The sequence below is a fragment of the Streptomyces sp. UC4497 genome (assembly GCF_054871485.1).
Window position 1 is genome coordinate 128,906 of record NZ_JBTYHB010000017.1, and the last position, 14,573, is coordinate 143,478.

Below are 14,573 nucleotides of genomic sequence, written 5' to 3' on the forward strand. Positions count from 1 at the left end.
GTGAACACGACCCCGACAACCCGCAGGAGAGCCCTCGGGGGAACGGCCTGCGCCCTCGCCCTCGCCACGGTGCTGACCGCCTGCGGGAGCGAGGACGACACCACCGCCTCGTCCAAGGCCAAGGGCGCCACACCCGCCGCCGCGGTCAAGGATCCACTGGTCGCCGGTTTCGACGGCGGCCTCTACATACTCGACGGCAAGAGCCTCAAGCTCAGCAAGACGATCGACCTGCCCGGCTTCAACCGCCTCAACCCCGCGGGCGACGAGGACCACGTCGTCGTCTCCACCGACAGCGGCTTCCGCGTCCTGGACGCTGCCGGTCAGCGCTTCACCGACATCGCGTACAAGGGGTCGGAGCCGGGCCACGTCGTCCGGCACGCGGGCAGGACAGCGCTCTTCACCGACGGCACCGGCGAGGTCAACGTCTTCGACCCCGCCGACCTGGGCAGCGGCACGAAGCCCAAGGGCCGCACCTACGCCTCGGCCGAGGCCCACCACGGCGTGGCCATCGAGCTGGAAAACGGTGAACTCCTCAGCACCCTGGGCAACAAGGAGACACGCACCGGCGTGCTCGTCCTCGACAAGGACAACAAGGAGATCGCGCGCAACGAGAAGTGCCCCGGCGTGCACGGCGAGGCCGCCGCCAAGGGCGAGGCGATCGGCGTCGGCTGCGAGGACGGCATCCTCATCTACAAGGACGGCGACTTCACCAAGATCGACGCCCCCGACGACTACGGCCGCATCGGCAACCAGGCCGGCAGCGACGCCTCCCCGGTCCTCCTCGGCGACTACAAGACCGACGAGGAGGCCGAGCTGGAACGCCCCACCCGTATCTCCCTCGTCGACACGGAGAAGAAGAAGCTCCGCCTGGTCGACCTGGGGACCAGCTACTCGTTCCGCTCGCTGGCCCGCGGGCCGGAGGGCGAGGCGCTGGTCCTGGGCACCGACGGAAAGATCCACGTCATCGACCCCGCCACCGGAAAGATCGAGAAGAAGCTCGACGCCGTCGGCGAGTGGCGGGAACCCCTGGACTGGCAGCAGCCCCGGCCCACACTGTTCGTCCGCGACCACACGGCGTACGTCTCCGACCCCGGCGAGAAGGCCCTGCACGCCATCGACCTGGACACCGGCAAGAAGGTCACGTCCGTGAAGCTGCCGAAGAGCACCAATGAGCTGTCCGGCACGGTGGCCGGGCACTGACACGCGTACGCCCCCGCGGTCGGCGGACCGCGGGGGCGTACGGACGCTCGCTCAGACCGACCGGTGGTACTGGTCGGGGACGTGGCTCTCGGAGCCCAGCTCGCGCGCCGCGTGGCGGGCGAAGGACGGGTCGCGGAGGAGCTCGCGGCCGACGAGGATCGCGTCGGCCTCACCGTTGGCGAGGATCTTCTCGGCCTGCTCGGGCTCGGTGATGAGGCCGACCGCGGCGGCCGGCACCCCGGCCTCGTTGCGGACACGGGCCGCGAAGGGGACCTGGTAGCCGGGGCCGAGGGGGATGCGGACGCCCGCGGCGTTGCCGCCCGTCGACACGTCGATCAGGTCCACGCCGTGGGCCTGCAGCTCGGCGGCGAACCGGACGGTGTCGTCGGCGGTCCAGCCCTCGCCCTCCTCCAGCCAGTCGGTCGCGGAGATGCGGAACAGCAGCGGCAGCTCCTCCGGCCACACCTCGCGGACCGCGTCCACGACCTCAAGGGCGAAACGGGTGCGGTTCTCGTAGGAGCCGCCGTACTCGTCGGTGCGCTTGTTGGAGTGCGGGGAGAGGAACTCGCCGATGAGGTAGCCGTGGGCGCCGTGCAGCTCGATGACCTCGAAACCGGCCTCCAGGGCGCGGCGGGTGGCGTCGACGAACTGCTGGACGATCTCCTTGATGCCCTCGACCGACAGCTCGGCCGGGACCGGGTGCTTCTCGTCGAAGGGCACCGGGCTGGGCGCGACGGCCTCCCAGCCGTACGCGTCCGGACCCACCGGCGCGCCGCCCTTCCAGGGCCGGTCGGTCGACGCCTTGCGGCCGGCGTGACCAAGCTGGATTCCAGGCACCGTGTTCTGCGACTTCAGGAACGACGTGATCCGGCGGAAGGCCTCGACCTGGGTGTCGTTCCAGATGCCGAGGTCCTGCGGCGAGATGCGGCCCTCGGGGGAGACGGCCGTCGCCTCGACGATGATCAGGCCGGTGCCGCCCGCGGCGCGCGCCCCGTAGTGCTGGAAGTGCCAGTCGTTCGGAGCGCCGGTGAACGGGCCCTCGGGAGCCGCGCTGTACTGGCACATCGGCGGCATCCACACGCGGTTGGGGATGGTCACGGACCGCAGGGTGTAGGGCTCGAACAGTGCGCTCACGGCGGACTCCATTCGGTGTGGATCGCGGAATTGCCTCGCGGATGGCGGCGAGGACCTCCCTAGTACGATAGCCACCGTAGTACGGCGGATGTCAAACTACGATGGTTCTCGTACAATGGCCGTGAGGCGACGCCCGCATCGCAGGCATCGAGCCATCCGCACCACGCCGCTCCACACGGACCGCAAAGGGGAGTCGTCCATGACGGCCGCAGCACCGCACACCGAGACCGCCACCGGCGGCCGCACGCTCGCGCACCCCGCCCGTACGGAGATCCGGCTCGAAGCGGTGCTGCACGCGCTGTCCGACCCGATGCGCCTGGCCGTCGTCCGGGAGATGGCGGCCTCGGCGGAGGCGGAGCTGTCCTGTTCGGCCTTCGACCTGCCCGTCACGAAGTCGACCACCACGCACCACTTCCGCGTGCTGCGCGAGGCCGGCGTGATCGAGCAGGTCTACCGGGGGACCGCCAAGCTCAACGGCCTGCGCAGGACCGACCTAGACGCGCTCTTCCCCGGCCTTCTCGACGCCGTGCTCGACGCGGCTGCCCGGCAGGAGAACCGGCTCGGCGGGAGCTGACGGCGCCGAACCCGCCTTCTGCGGAAGGTGGTTGAACAGCAGGTTCAGTGCGATCGCCGTCAGGCAGCCCGCGCTGATGCCGCTGTCCATCACCGTCTGGAACCAGTTGGGGAAGTGCTCGTAGATCGTCGGCACGCCCACCGGGAGCAGACCGACGGCGACCGAGACGGCCACCACGGTCAGATTGCTGTTGCCCTCGAAGTCCACCTTCGCCAGGGTCCGCAGGCCGCTCGCCGCGACCGTCCCGAACATCACCAGGCCCGCGCCGCCGAGCACCGGAGAGGGGATGGCGGCGACCACCGCACCCAGCTTCGGCAGCAGCCCGAGCAGGATCAGGATGCCGCCCGAGACGGCGACCACCCAGCGGCTGCGTACCTTCGTCATGCCGACGAGGCCCACGTTCTGGGCGAACGCCGTGTACGGGAAGGTGTTGAAGACGCCGCCGAGGACGGTCGAGAAGCCGTCGGCGCGCAGTCCGTCGCCGAGCGCGCGCCGGTCCACGGGCCGGCCCGTCATCTCGCCGACCGCGATGAAGTCGCCCGTCGTCTCGGTCATCGTCACCAGGGCCACGATCAGCATCGACACGATCGCCGCCCCGTGGAACTCCGGGGCGCCGAAGTGGAACGGCGTGCTGATCCCGAACCAGTGCGCTTCCCCGACCGCGGAGAAGTCCGTGAAGCCGGTGGGTATCGCCACCGCCGTGCCCACCACGATGCCGACGAGCACCGCGACCCGGCTCAGCGCCGGCGGAGCGAACCGCTGCACGCCGAGCACGAGCACCAGGACGAGCGCCGCGAGCCCGATGTTCTTCGGGTCGCCGAAGTCCTTCGCGCCCTCGCCGCCGGCCGCCCAGCCGCCCGCGGTGGGCAGCAGTGACAGGCCGATGATCAGGATCACCGTGCCGGTGACCAGCGGCGGGAAGAAGCGCAGCAGCCGCCCGAAGACCGGCGCGAGCAGCATCATCGCGAGGCCCGCGACGATCACCGCCCCGTAGATCGCCGGAAGCCCGCCGCCCGTCGTGCCGATCAGCACCATCGGGGAGACGGCCGCGAACGTACAGCCCTGCACGATCGGCAGCCGGATGCCGAAGCGCCACACGCCGATGCATTGGATGAGCGTCGCGATGCCGCACACCAGGAGGTCGGCGGTGATCAGATACGCGAGATCGGCGGGCGACAGCTTCATCGCGCCGCCCACGATCAGCGGCACGGCGACCGCTCCCGCGTACATGGCGAGAACGTGCTGCAGCCCGAACGCCGCCAACTGGCGCGCGGGCGGGACCTGGTCCACGGGGTGCGTTGTCATGCACGAGAACGTAATGAGCTTGAACGTTTTGTTGATTTCCGTCGTGTTGCCGGTACGTGTCCTCGCCCCCGAACCGCGCTGAGTCGTCTACGAACCCCGCGCCGCGCCCAACAGACCCTCCCAGTCGGGGATCTTCACCGAGCCCCGCCCGAGCCCCCGCCCCAACTCCGCCTCGGCCCGCTCGATCGCCCGCCACCCGTCCCACTGCACGGGCCGCGCCCCGGCCGCGATCAGACCACTCAGCGGATCACGCGCCGCACCCCCGCTGCGTACGAGGGCGGCGACATCGTCCAGGAGTGAGCTGACGGTCTCCTTGGCGCAGGGGCGGTTGGTGCCGATCACGCCGGTCGGGCCGCGCTTGATCCACCCGGCGACGTACTCGCCCGGCGCCACCCGCGCATCCCGCAGCACCCGCCCCGCCTCGTGCGGCACGGTGCCGCTGCTCTCGTCGAACGGCAGGCCCTCCATGGGCACTCCGCGATAGCCCACCGACCGCAGCACCAGCTCCGCGCCGACCTCTTCGAAGCCCCCCGTGCCGGTGACGCCCCCGTGCCCGTCGGGCCGCGTCCGTTCGAAGCGGACCCCGGCCACCCGCCCGTCGTCGCCCGCCAGCAGTTCGGTGGGGCGCAGGTAGAACCGCAGATGGATCCGGCGGCGCGCGCCCCGTGGAGGCTCGGCGGCCCAGCCGCGCAGCACCTCCACGTTGCGCCGCTGCGCGGCGGGCAGCGCGGACGGGTCGGCGTACAGCGGGTCGAGCGCCAACTCGTGCTCGTCGACGAGGACTTCGGTGCCCGGGAGGCCGCCCAGCTCGCGCAGCTCCTTCGTGGTGAAGCGGGCCTGCGAGGGGCCGCGCCGGCCCATCATGTGCACGTCCCGGACCTCGCTCGCGGCGAGCGTGTCGAGGGCGGCGCGCGGCATGTCGGTGGGCAGGAGCTCGGGGACGCCGCGGGCCAGCATTCGCGTCACGTCCACCGACACATTGCCCACGCCGATGGCGACGGCCGTGCGCACGCCTTGTACGAAGCCGCTTTCGACCGCGTCCGGGTGGGCGCTGTACCAGGCCACGAAGTCGGTCGCCGACCAGCTGCCCGGCAGGTCCTCGCCCGGCACGCCGAGCCGCCGGTCGGCCGCCGCGCCCACGCAGTACACCACCGCGTCGTACAGCTCCAGGAGCTTGGCGGGCGGCAGTGCGGGGCCGATCTCCACCCCGCCGAGGAAGCGGACCCGCTCGTCCTCCAGGACCGCCCGCAGATTGTTCTGCAGCGACTTGATCTTCTCGTGGTCCGGGGCGACGCCGTAGCGCACCAGCCCGTACGGGCAGGGGAGCCGGTCGAGCACGTCGACGCGGACGTCCGGGACGCGGCCCTGCCCCACGAGGCCCTGTGCGGTGTAGACCCCGCTCGGGCCCGAGCCGACGACAGCGATGTGCGGCACGGGAGGCTCCCTCCGCCGGGGTGCTGATGTGTCTCAGCATGACACCGGGAGGCGCGGTGGGGGAGGGGGCGCGGCAGTGCTCAGGACATGTCGCGCATCCGGTCGATCTCGCTGGTCTGCTGTGCGATCACGTCGTCGGCCATCTCTTCCACCTGCACGTTGTTCCCGCCGCTCTTGACCTCCGTGGCCATCGTCACGGCGCCCTGGTGATGCGTGATCATCAGCTTCAGGAACAGCTCGTCGAAGGCCTCGCCCCGGGCGGCCCGCAACTTCTTCAGCTGGGACTCCGTCGCCATCCCCGGCATCGCGCCGTGCGCCTGGTGGCCCTTGGGCTCGGTGTCCCGATCGTACTTGTGCAGCCAGCCGCGCATCGTCTCGATCTCCGGCCCCTGCGCGGCGGTGATCCGCTCGGCGAGCCTCTTGATCTTCTCCGACTTGGCCTGTTTCGGCGCCAGTTCGGTCATCTTCAGGGCCTGCTCGTGGTGCGGGATCATCATTTGCGCGTACGTGACGTCGGCGGAGTTCGGGGTGTCGTCCGACCCGCGCCGCTCGGCGTCCTTGGCCGACAGGGTCTCGGCCACGTCGCCCGGCTTGCCCGGCGCGATGACCGAAGGCCCGGCGGACGCAGGGGAGTTGGCCTTGTCGGCGTCGTCCGAGCCCCCCGAGTCGCACGCGGTCAATGCCAGCGCCGACACCGCCACCAGCGCGACGGCGGCAACTTTCATGACGATTGCGTTGCCAGCTATTGATCTGTGCATGAGGAAGACGATACTCGGGGAGATCCGTGAATCGTTCACGTACGAGCGAAGTCACCGTCACCCTAGGAGACAACAGTGACCCTGTACTCCCCCCGAACGAGACGCAGACGCCTGGGAGTTGCCACAGCGGCGGCCGGACTCCTCGCGGCGCTGCTCGCCGCGGGACCCGTATCGGCGACACCCGACCCGGGCGACAAGTCGTCGGCCCCCAAGAGCGTTTCAAAGAGCACCGAGGCCGAGGTCGAGAAGGCGATATCCGCCGGCGACATACCCGGCCAGGACGAGATAGTCCACTCGGACAACATCCAGCACGTCACCAACATCCCCAAGGAAGCGCTGCCGGGGACCAACTCGGACCTCGCCTTCCAGGGCAAGTACGCCTTCGCCGGGAACTACGACGGCTTCCGCGTCTTCGACATCAGCAACCCGAAGGCGCCGAAGACGGTCGCCCAGGTGCTGTGTCCGGGCTCCCAGAACGACATCTCCGTCTCCGGGAACCTGCTGTTCCTGTCCACGGACAGCTCCCGCAGCGACGACTCCTGCGCCTCCACCACCCAGCCGGCGACCGAGAAGTCGTCCTGGGAGGGCATGAAGGTCTTCGACATCAGCGACAAGGCGAACCCGAAGTACGTCTCCGCCGTCGAGACCGCGTGCGGTTCCCACACGCACACCCTGGTGCCGGAGAAGAAGAACGTCTACGTGTACGTCTCCTCGTACTCGCCCAGCGCGACGTTCCCGGACTGCAAGCCGCCGCACGACGGCATCTCCGTCATCAAGGTGCCCCGCAAGGCGCCGCAGAAGGCGGCCGTGGTGAACTTCCCGGTGCTCTTCCCCGGTGACGGGGCGGACGGCGGCGGCAACCCCGGCGCGCCCACCAACCCGGGCGTCTCCAAGACCACCGGCTGCCACGACATCACGGTGCTGCCCTCCAAGGACCTCGCGGCGGGCGCCTGCATGGGCGACGGCATCCTGTTCTCCATCGCCGACCCGGAGAACCCGAAGGTCATCGACCAGGTCCAGGACAACGTCAACTTCGCGTTCTGGCACTCGGCGACCTTCAACCAGAAGGCCAACAAGGTCGTCTTCACCGACGAGTTGGGCGGCGGTGGCGCGGCCACCTGCAACGCTGCCATCGGTCCGGACCGCGGCGCCGACGGCATCTACGACATCACCGGCAAGGGCGACAAGCGCAAGCTCGTCTTCAAGAGCTACTTCAAGATCCCGCGCCACCAGGCCGACACCGAGAACTGTGTCGCGCACAACGGCTCGCTGATCCCGGTCAAGGGCAAGGACCTCATGGTGCAGGCCTGGTACCAGGGCGGCGTCTCCGTCTGGGACTTCACGGACTCCTCGAAGCCCAAGGAGATCGGCTACTTCGAGCGCGGCCCGCTCACCACGGACGCGATGACGACCGGCGGTTCGTGGTCGGCGTACTACTACAACGGCTACATCTACTCGAACGACATCGCGAAGGGCTTCGACGTCCTGAAGGTCAACGACGCCCGCACCGACCCGGCGAAGAAGATCCGCCTGGGTGAGCTGAACGTCCAGACGCAGCCGGACTACTTCGGCTGACTGGTCCGCTCGCCGCCCACGGCCGGTGACAGCGGCTCGAAGTACCGCGAGAAATCGGCCGGTCTGCTGTGAGCGGGGCCCTCGTCGGACGACGCGTCATCCTCGTCGTCCGGCGGGAAGCCCCACTGCCACTCCAGGCCGTAGCGGCGGAACAGCTCGGCGCGCAGCGCCGTCATCGGCATCGGCACGCCGGGCACCAGGAGCGAGAACACGGCGCCCATCAACAGGGCGCGCAGCAGCGGATAGTCCGTGTCGACGTCGAGCGTCCCGTGCCGCACGACGGTGTCGCGCAGCAGCGCCGCGAGCCGCTGCTGCTCAGGACACTGCACAAAGCCCTCGGCCTGAAGGATCCCCGCCATGTGCGTGCGCATGAGGACGGGTTGATCGCGGGCGAGGCCGAGAATCGCGTCGATGGCGCGGGCAAGCCGCTCGTCCCCGTCGTCCAGTCCGGGCCGCGGCTCCCGCTCCAGTGTTTCCTCAAGCGTGCGGTGCATCAGCCGGTGCACGGCGGACTGCAACAACTGCCGCTTCCCGGGGAAGTAATAGGAGACCAGACCGCGCGCCGAACGGGCGCGGTCCGCGATGTCGCCGAGCGTCGTCGCGTCGTACCCGCGCTCCCCGACGAGCTCCAACGTCGCCTGCAGGAGCCGTTCGCGGGAACGTCGGCGCAACTCCTCATTGACCGATGCGCTGCGGGGGGACATTCTTGACTCCTGCGTTGACTGGCTCTGAGCCAACTATACTCAGCGCTTCCCGGCCACCGGCCTGTTGGGCGAGGTGTGCGCGGGAGGGCCGGCCGTATTCGGGCGACGCGGGGGATCGTCCGAATACGGCTGGGTCATGTGCGGGGGCGTCAGGTGCCGTCGTGTCAGGTGCCGCTGCGTCAGGGGCGACCGCGTCAGGGAAGGCCGCGTATGTACGGTCGCGTCAGGTGAAGGCGGCTCAGATCAGGCCGAGTACCGGTCGCAGCCCGTTCGGTCGGGCCCCGGTCGGCAGGTGGTCCACGAAGTGCACCGCGCAGCCCAGCTCCGCGGCCCCGCCGTCCGCGTGCCGGTCGTCGCCCACCATCAGCGCGTCACCGGGCGCCACGCCCAACTCCTCGCAGGCCGCCGTGAACAGCCGCGGATGCGGTTTCGTGACGCCGTGCCGGTACGACAGGACGTACGCGTCGACGAACCCGTCGAGGCCGTGCCCGGCGAACACGGGGCGCGGATCCCAGCCGATGTTGCTGATCACGGCCACCGGGACGCCGCGCTCGCGCAGCCCGGTGAGCACCTCGCGGGTGTCCGGGTAGGGCCGCCAGGCGGCGGGCGTCATGTGCCGGTCGTACAGGGCGTCGTAGAGCCGCTCGTCGGGCAGCGGCACCTGGCGGGCCAGGCCCGTGTACGCGGCGCGGTGCCGCGTGGCGTCGACGTCACGGACGGCGACGAGTTCGGCGAGGTGTTCGGGGACGTTCACCGGATGCGTGCTGCCGCCCGGCAACGCCCCCGCGGCCTCCAGGCCCTCGGCCGCACGCGTGAACTCCGTGTCTGGCAGCGTGAGTTCGCGCTCGTCGAGCACGGCGCGCAGCCAGGATTCGGTGGACTCGATGCGGAAGAGCGTCCCGGAGAAGTCGAACAGCACGGCTTTGATCGTCATGCCGTCGATCCTCCGGCGCGCCGAACGCGCGGGTCAAGGAACTCACGCGTCAAGGAACACACGGGTCAGGCGCGGGCGTTGGGCGCCGCCCACTTGCCGTACGCCGCCGTGGACAGCGTCACCGTCAGCGCCCCGAGCAGCCAGCCGGCCAGCACGTCCGACGGCCAGTGCACCCCCAGCCACAGGCGGGTCAGTCCGACGCCGAGCACCGACACCACGGCGAGCGCGAGCACAGTGCGCCACAGCGTGTGCCCGGCCCCGTACCGCCGCAGCAGCCACAGGACGAGCGCGCAGACCACGGTCGCCGTCATCGCGTGTCCCGAGGGGAATGCCGCGTAGTGCGCCGAGTCCACCGGGTCGCGCCACACCGGGCGTGGTCGGTCGACGGACGCCTTCAGGCCCTGTTGGAGCAGCGTGCCGACCAGGCAGGTGGCCGCCACCCAGCCCGCGAGCAGCCAGTCCCGCAGCCGCCAGACGAGGCCTAGCACGATCACCGCGCACAGGAGCCGCATGGTCCAGGGGTCCCACACCCAGTCGGTCAACACGCGGTTGACCTGCGTGACGCCGGGCTCGGCGAGGGCCCGGCCGTGCAGCGAGCGGGCGATGTCGCGGTCGAGGCCCATCAGCGGGCTCCACCGGGTCGCCACCAGAACGATCAGGAGCACACAGGACAGGGCCAGTGCGGTGGCGAGCGCGAGGACGGGTCGGGGGCGTCGGGGCGGAGAGTCGAGCCGTACCGGGTGCATGGGAAAGATCCTCGCCCATCGGGCGCCGCGCGGGCCATCCCGGTGGACGGATCGGCGTGGTGCTGTCCCGCAACCCCGCTGTCCCGCAATCCCGCAATCCCGCTGTCCCGCTATCCCAGCGCCCGCAGCGCGGGGACGAACGTGACCAGGAGAGGGACCAGCGGGATCAGGGCGGCGGCCGCCGTGAGGCGCAGCCGGTGCGCGGGCGTCAGGCGCGAGGGCGGCGCGAGCAGCCGGTGCACACGCTGCGGGACCTGTGCGTGCGGCGTCGGGCAGGGGCCGAAGACGCCACGGTCCTCGTTGAGTTCCACCAGCGCGAGCGCGATGCTCATGCGCCCGAAGCGGCGCGAGGCGACGTCGTCCGCCGCCAGCTCCACGAGCCGGTGCATCTCGTCCCGGAACGAGGCGAACACCGGAACCTGCGGAAAACCGGAGGCCAGCGCGCCCGAGCAGTGCAGCAGCCAGTCGTGCCGCCACCGCGCGTGACCCATCTCGTGCGCGAGCACCGCGTCCAGTTGGCGCCCCTTCAGGCGCTGCAACGCCGCGGTGGTGATGATCAGTTGGGGCGTCGTGCCCGACATCCACCACGCGTCGGGGCGCTTGCCCTCCAGGATGACGAGGCGGTCGGGGCCCGGCTCCTCGCCCGGCAACAGCGGTGCGCGCTCCAGGAGTTCGACCCGCCTCGCGCGCCGCCTCGCCCGCGCGCCGCGCACCTCGCGCACCAGCATCGCCGCCGTCCACGCCCCGCCGAGGGCGAGCGTCACGGCGACGGTCGCCGCCCACGGTCCCGCCGCACGCAGCGCGTAGGCATCCACGACCCCGTGCGGCGCAGCCGCGAACACATGGCCGCGCACGGCGCTCCAGGCGGCCGCCGCGCTCAACGTCATGGACAGGGCACAGCACAGCAGTACGCCCGCCACCACGCACTGCCACGCCCACAGCGCGACGATCGGCTCCCGCTCCGTCCAGTTCGCGCGCGCGAGCAGCCTCGGCGCGATCAGGGCGGCAAGGGCGCCGAGCAGCAACAGTGCTACGGGGACCGTCATGGGCGTCACCCTATGAGGCGAGCGCTACCCACGGGTATGGCCTGGGGCGTCAAGTGACGCACGCCACGGTTTCGTTGATCGGCGCGGATTGGCGCGCTACATCGTCAGCAGCATCGCGAGCATCCCGATCCCCATCGAGAGTCGGCATGCCCGCGCCAGTTCCGGGCGGTCGCCCCAGCCGGCGGCCACCGGTCCCGTCCCGGCCGTCCCGGCCGTCGCGGTCGTCGTGGCGGGAACGAGGCGGGCGCCCGACCACAGGACGTAGACCGTGAAGTAGAGGAGGAGGGCGCCCGTGAGCGCCGGGGCGCCCGCGCCGCCGTGGTGCGCGTGCGTCTCCGGGCGGACGGCCATCGCGACCGCCATGTAGGCCATGGCGAAGGTGCCCACCAGGTGGTGCAGATGATGGGTGCCCGTCCGGGAGGCCCACAGGGCGCGGAGCGCGGCGGCCCCGAACACGGTCGCGTACAGCAGCCACGCCCAGTGCGGCGGCGTGAGTACCGCGGCCGGGACGGCCATCAATGCCATCCCGAATCCCATCAGGGCCTCGCCGCCGGCCGTGCGGCGCTGCTCCTCGACGTCGCTGCGCAGGCGCAGCAGGCAGTACGCGCCGGTCGCCGCGCACAGCGCGACCAGCAGCCAGGCGGCCGAGAGCGGTCCGTGCACGGGGTCCCCCATCTTGTCCGTCTGATCCGTCTCGTCGTCACGTCTCGTCGTCGGTGTCCCGTCCAGGAGATGCCCGGGCGGGCGGGGGCGTATGGCGGCGCAGGGGAGCACGGGTGGTCGCGCGGGTGGGGTGCGTGCCCCTGCGGGCTCTCCTGTACGACCGATCACGTGGAATCATTTACAGGTAAAACACCTGCTAAAGTTTCCTTATGAGCAGCACACCACCGTCACCTCGCGCCCCCGCCGTCCATCGCCTCCCGCTCGCCGGAGTGCTGCGTCTCAACAAGCCGTCCGACGTCTGGCTCAAGCCCGCGACCAGCGTGGTCGTCGCCACCGCGATACCGAACATGGCGCTGCTCGCCCTGGGCCGGCTCGATCTGGCGATGTACACGATGGCGGGCAGCCTGTGCGCCCTGTACGGGCACAACCTCCCGTATGCGGCACGCGCGCGTGCCCTCGCGTGGGTGGTCGTCGGGATGCTCGCGAGCGTCGCGGTGGCGATGGTCTCCGCCTCGCTCATCTCGTCCGCGGCCGTCCTCGTCGCCATCGGCGCGCTGCTCGCCGCCGCGCAGAAGGGCCTGTGCGACGCCACCCGGATCGGCCCGCCGGGACACCTGATCTTCACGTTCATCAGCTCCGCGACGCTGTTCGCGCCGCAGCAGCTCGGGCAGGTGCCGGGCCACCTCGCGCTGACGCTCGCCGCCGGTGCCGTGTCCTGGATCGTGGGCATGGCCCCCGCCCTCGTCCGGCCCCACGGGCCCGAGCGCCGCGCCACCGCCCGCGCGCTGAACGCCGCCGCCGCGTACGTCGAGCGCCCCCAGCACGCGCCCGCCCGGGGTGCGGCGGCCGCCGCCGTGCACGCCGCGTGGCAGTCGCTGCTCGCCACCGGGGCCCGCACGGAGGTGCGGCGCGCCCTTGAGCGGCTCGTGCTGCGCGCCGAGGTCGCCATCGCGGCACCCGGCGACACCGACGCCGACCTGCTGCGCGCCTGGGCGGGCGGTCTGCGCGGCGCGGGCTCGGTGCCGCGGCCCGCGCGCATCGCCGGGATGGACGACGAACTCCTCGGCATCGAGGCCGAGCTCGCGGGCGGCAAGCCCTCGCTGTGGCGGCGGATCGGCCCCGGCTCCCCGCTGCTGCCCATCGTTCTGCGTACGTTCGTCGGCTGCGCCCTCGCCGGATACGGTTCGCTGGCCCTCGGCGTCGGCCGCCCCTACTGGGCCCTCGTCACCGCCGCATCGATCTACCAGGCCAACCTCACGCTGTCCTGGAACCGCGGCATCCAGCGCGTCGTCGGCAACATCGCCGGTGTCCTCGTCTTCGCCGCCGTCGTCCCGCTCGCCCACGCCAGCCGGCTCGCCCTCGTGCTGTGCTGCCTCGCCTGCGCCTTCGGGGCGGAGGCGCTCATCACCCGCAACTACTGGCTGGGCAGCCTCTGCGTCACGCCGATGGCGCTGCTGGTCACCGAGTTCGCCCGCTACCAGGAGCCCGGCGAGCTGATCGGTGACCGCGTCATCGACACCCTCGTCGGTGCCGTGCTCGGCGTCGTCGCGGCCATCGTCGTCACCAACCGGCGCGCCACGGACGGCATCGAGCAGGCGCTCGCCGCGAGCGACACCGCCCGCGAGACCGCCGAGCGCACCCTCGCGCTGCCCGCCCCCGGTCACGCCGCGCTGGAGACGGCCCGCCGCGGCCTCACCGCCGCACTCGTCGAACTACGCGCCGCAGCCGACACCGCGGCCGGCGAATGGTGGCAGCGCGCCCTGCCCGAGGAGCGGGTGCTCGCCGCCGAACAGTCCGGGCACCGGGCTCTCGCGGCCACGGTGCGCCGGCAGGCCGCAGAGGCGGGCGTCGCCGCCTCCCCGAGTGGTGTGGGCGCCCAGCAGTAGCGGATAGTGGCGGACGCACAGCGTTCGGCCCATGAGGAAGGTCCGGTCAGGCAGGAATGAGCACGCAGCAAGGCGCGGCGGCAACGGGGCCGCTCGACATCGTGTCGTCCGTCGTACGGCAGTGGCAGACCGTGCACCCCGACATCGACACAGGCCCCATGGAGATCATCGGGCGCATCAACCGGTGCGCCGCGCTGCTCCAGCAGGCCGAGGACGCACCGCTGCGGCACGCGGGCCTGACCAGGGCCGAGTTCGACCTGCTGGGTACGCTGCGCAGGACCGGCCGCGAACTGACCCCCGGCGACCTCGCCCGCGAGACCTTCGCCTCCGGCGCCGCCGTCACCAAGCGCCTCAAGCAGCTCCAGGAACGCGGCTTCGTCTCCCGCCGCGGCGACACCCGCGACCGCCGCGTCTCCCACCTCAGCCTGACGGAGGAGGGCCGGACCCTCGTCGACGAGATCCTGCCGAGTCAACTCGCGTACGAGGGGGCGGTCCTTTCGGGTCTTGGTGAGGGCAAGGACGCGCAACTCAGCGCTCTGCTGGGGGAGTTGCTGCTTCAGCTGGAGGGGCGACTGGGGAGCGGTCCCCACTAGAGCGACCAGGGCCGCCGGGGA

14 protein-coding genes are annotated in these 14,573 nt (G+C 71.3%); 5 read left to right on the plus strand and 9 right to left on the minus strand.

All coding sequences use genetic code 11. The features are described 5' to 3' along the window. Positions 1-1,200: a zinc metallochaperone AztD gene (gene aztD, locus ACYSUO_RS23860; RefSeq protein WP_461778273.1), complete on the plus strand. Its 1,200-nt coding sequence runs from the start codon at positions 1-3 to the stop codon at positions 1,198-1,200. 51 nt (positions 1,201-1,251) lie between these two features. Here the strand turns inward: aztD and ACYSUO_RS23865 are convergent, their stop codons facing one another. Next, positions 1,252-2,334: an NADH:flavin oxidoreductase/NADH oxidase gene (locus ACYSUO_RS23865; RefSeq protein ID WP_461778274.1), complete on the minus strand. Its 1,083-nt coding sequence runs from the start codon at positions 2,332-2,334 to the stop codon at positions 1,252-1,254. A 199-nt stretch (positions 2,335-2,533) separates the two neighbouring features. On the opposite strand from ACYSUO_RS23865, the gene ACYSUO_RS23870 reads away from it, so the two are divergent. Then, positions 2,534-2,908 (plus strand): ArsR/SmtB family transcription factor, encoded by a 375-nt coding sequence (locus tag ACYSUO_RS23870; protein ID WP_461778275.1) that lies wholly within the window; start codon positions 2,534-2,536, stop codon positions 2,906-2,908. Here the strand turns inward: ACYSUO_RS23870 and ACYSUO_RS23875 are convergent. From ACYSUO_RS23875 to ACYSUO_RS23885, 3 genes are all read right to left on the minus strand, one after another. Then, positions 2,828-4,213, minus strand: a complete 1,386-nt coding sequence (locus ACYSUO_RS23875; RefSeq protein ID WP_461778276.1) for a nucleobase:cation symporter-2 family protein — start codon at positions 4,211-4,213, stop codon at positions 2,828-2,830. The two genes, ACYSUO_RS23870 and ACYSUO_RS23875, sit on opposite strands and share 81 nt — an antisense overlap. 87 nt (positions 4,214-4,300) lie before the next feature. After that, positions 4,301-5,647: a ferredoxin--NADP reductase domain-containing protein gene (locus tag ACYSUO_RS23880; RefSeq protein WP_461778277.1), complete on the minus strand. Its 1,347-nt coding sequence runs from the start codon at positions 5,645-5,647 to the stop codon at positions 4,301-4,303. Positions 5,648-5,727: 80 nt separating this feature from the next. Further along, a complete protein-coding gene (locus ACYSUO_RS23885; RefSeq protein ID WP_461778278.1) occupies positions 5,728-6,372 on the minus strand; it encodes a DUF305 domain-containing protein in 645 nt (214 codons plus the stop codon). Positions 6,373-6,480: 108 nt separating this feature from the next. On the opposite strand from ACYSUO_RS23885, the gene ACYSUO_RS23890 reads away from it, so the two are divergent. Then, positions 6,481-7,980 carry an LVIVD repeat-containing protein gene (locus tag ACYSUO_RS23890; protein WP_461778279.1) on the plus strand — a complete coding sequence of 500 codons (1,500 nt, stop codon included), beginning with the start codon at positions 6,481-6,483 and terminating at the stop codon, positions 7,978-7,980. On the opposite strand, the gene ACYSUO_RS23895 is transcribed toward ACYSUO_RS23890, so the two are convergent. From ACYSUO_RS23895 to ACYSUO_RS23915, 5 genes are all read right to left on the minus strand, one after another. Continuing rightward, positions 7,968-8,684, minus strand: a complete 717-nt coding sequence (locus tag ACYSUO_RS23895) for a TetR/AcrR family transcriptional regulator (RefSeq protein ID WP_461778280.1) — start codon at positions 8,682-8,684, stop codon at positions 7,968-7,970. The genes ACYSUO_RS23890 and ACYSUO_RS23895 overlap by 13 nt on opposite strands. Positions 8,685-8,922: 238 nt before the next feature. After that, positions 8,923-9,618, minus strand: a complete 696-nt coding sequence (locus ACYSUO_RS23900) for an HAD family hydrolase (RefSeq protein ID WP_461778281.1) — start codon at positions 9,616-9,618, stop codon at positions 8,923-8,925. 65 nt (positions 9,619-9,683) lie between these two features. After that, positions 9,684-10,364: a phosphatase PAP2 family protein gene (locus tag ACYSUO_RS23905; RefSeq protein WP_461778282.1), complete on the minus strand. Its 681-nt coding sequence runs from the start codon at positions 10,362-10,364 to the stop codon at positions 9,684-9,686. A gap of 110 nt (positions 10,365-10,474) precedes the next feature. Continuing rightward, a complete protein-coding gene (locus ACYSUO_RS23910) occupies positions 10,475-11,410 on the minus strand; it encodes a M56 family metallopeptidase (protein WP_461778283.1) in 936 nt (311 codons plus the stop codon). 96 nt (positions 11,411-11,506) lie between these two features. Then, positions 11,507-12,073 (minus strand): DUF5134 domain-containing protein, encoded by a 567-nt coding sequence (locus ACYSUO_RS23915; RefSeq protein WP_461778284.1) that lies wholly within the window; start codon positions 12,071-12,073, stop codon positions 11,507-11,509. Between the two features lie 209 nt (positions 12,074-12,282). Here ACYSUO_RS23915 and ACYSUO_RS23920 point away from each other — a divergent pair, with 209 nt between their 5' ends. Further along, positions 12,283-13,959: an FUSC family protein gene (locus ACYSUO_RS23920; protein ID WP_461778285.1), complete on the plus strand. Its 1,677-nt coding sequence runs from the start codon at positions 12,283-12,285 to the stop codon at positions 13,957-13,959. A 56-nt stretch (positions 13,960-14,015) separates the two neighbouring features. Beyond that, the gene (locus ACYSUO_RS23925) at positions 14,016-14,552 is read left to right on the plus strand and encodes a MarR family winged helix-turn-helix transcriptional regulator (protein WP_461778286.1); all 537 of its coding nucleotides are present in this window, start codon (positions 14,016-14,018) and stop codon (positions 14,550-14,552) included. Positions 14,553-14,573 lie beyond the last annotated feature (21 nt).

What these genes read in the sequence shown, in the direction of transcription:
- ACYSUO_RS23870 (WP_461778275.1), top strand. Translation starts at nt 2,534, where the DNA reads ATGACGGCCGCAGCACCGCACACCGAGACCGCCACCGGCGGCCGCACG.
- ACYSUO_RS23875 (WP_461778276.1), bottom strand. Translation starts at nt 4,213, where the DNA reads ATGACAACGCACCCCGTGGACCAGGTCCCGCCCGCGCGCCAGTTGGCG.
- ACYSUO_RS23885 (WP_461778278.1), bottom strand. Translation starts at nt 6,372, where the DNA reads ATGAAAGTTGCCGCCGTCGCGCTGGTGGCGGTGTCGGCGCTGGCATTG.
- ACYSUO_RS23895 (WP_461778280.1), bottom strand. Translation starts at nt 8,684, where the DNA reads ATGTCCCCCCGCAGCGCATCGGTCAATGAGGAGTTGCGCCGACGTTCC.
- ACYSUO_RS23900 (WP_461778281.1), bottom strand. Translation starts at nt 9,618, where the DNA reads ATGACGATCAAAGCCGTGCTGTTCGACTTCTCCGGGACGCTCTTCCGC.
- ACYSUO_RS23905 (WP_461778282.1), bottom strand. Translation starts at nt 10,364, where the DNA reads ATGCACCCGGTACGGCTCGACTCTCCGCCCCGACGCCCCCGACCCGTC.
- ACYSUO_RS23910 (WP_461778283.1), bottom strand. Translation starts at nt 11,410, where the DNA reads ATGACGGTCCCCGTAGCACTGTTGCTGCTCGGCGCCCTTGCCGCCCTG.
- ACYSUO_RS23920 (WP_461778285.1), top strand. Translation starts at nt 12,283, where the DNA reads ATGAGCAGCACACCACCGTCACCTCGCGCCCCCGCCGTCCATCGCCTC.
- ACYSUO_RS23925 (WP_461778286.1), top strand. Translation starts at nt 14,016, where the DNA reads ATGAGCACGCAGCAAGGCGCGGCGGCAACGGGGCCGCTCGACATCGTG.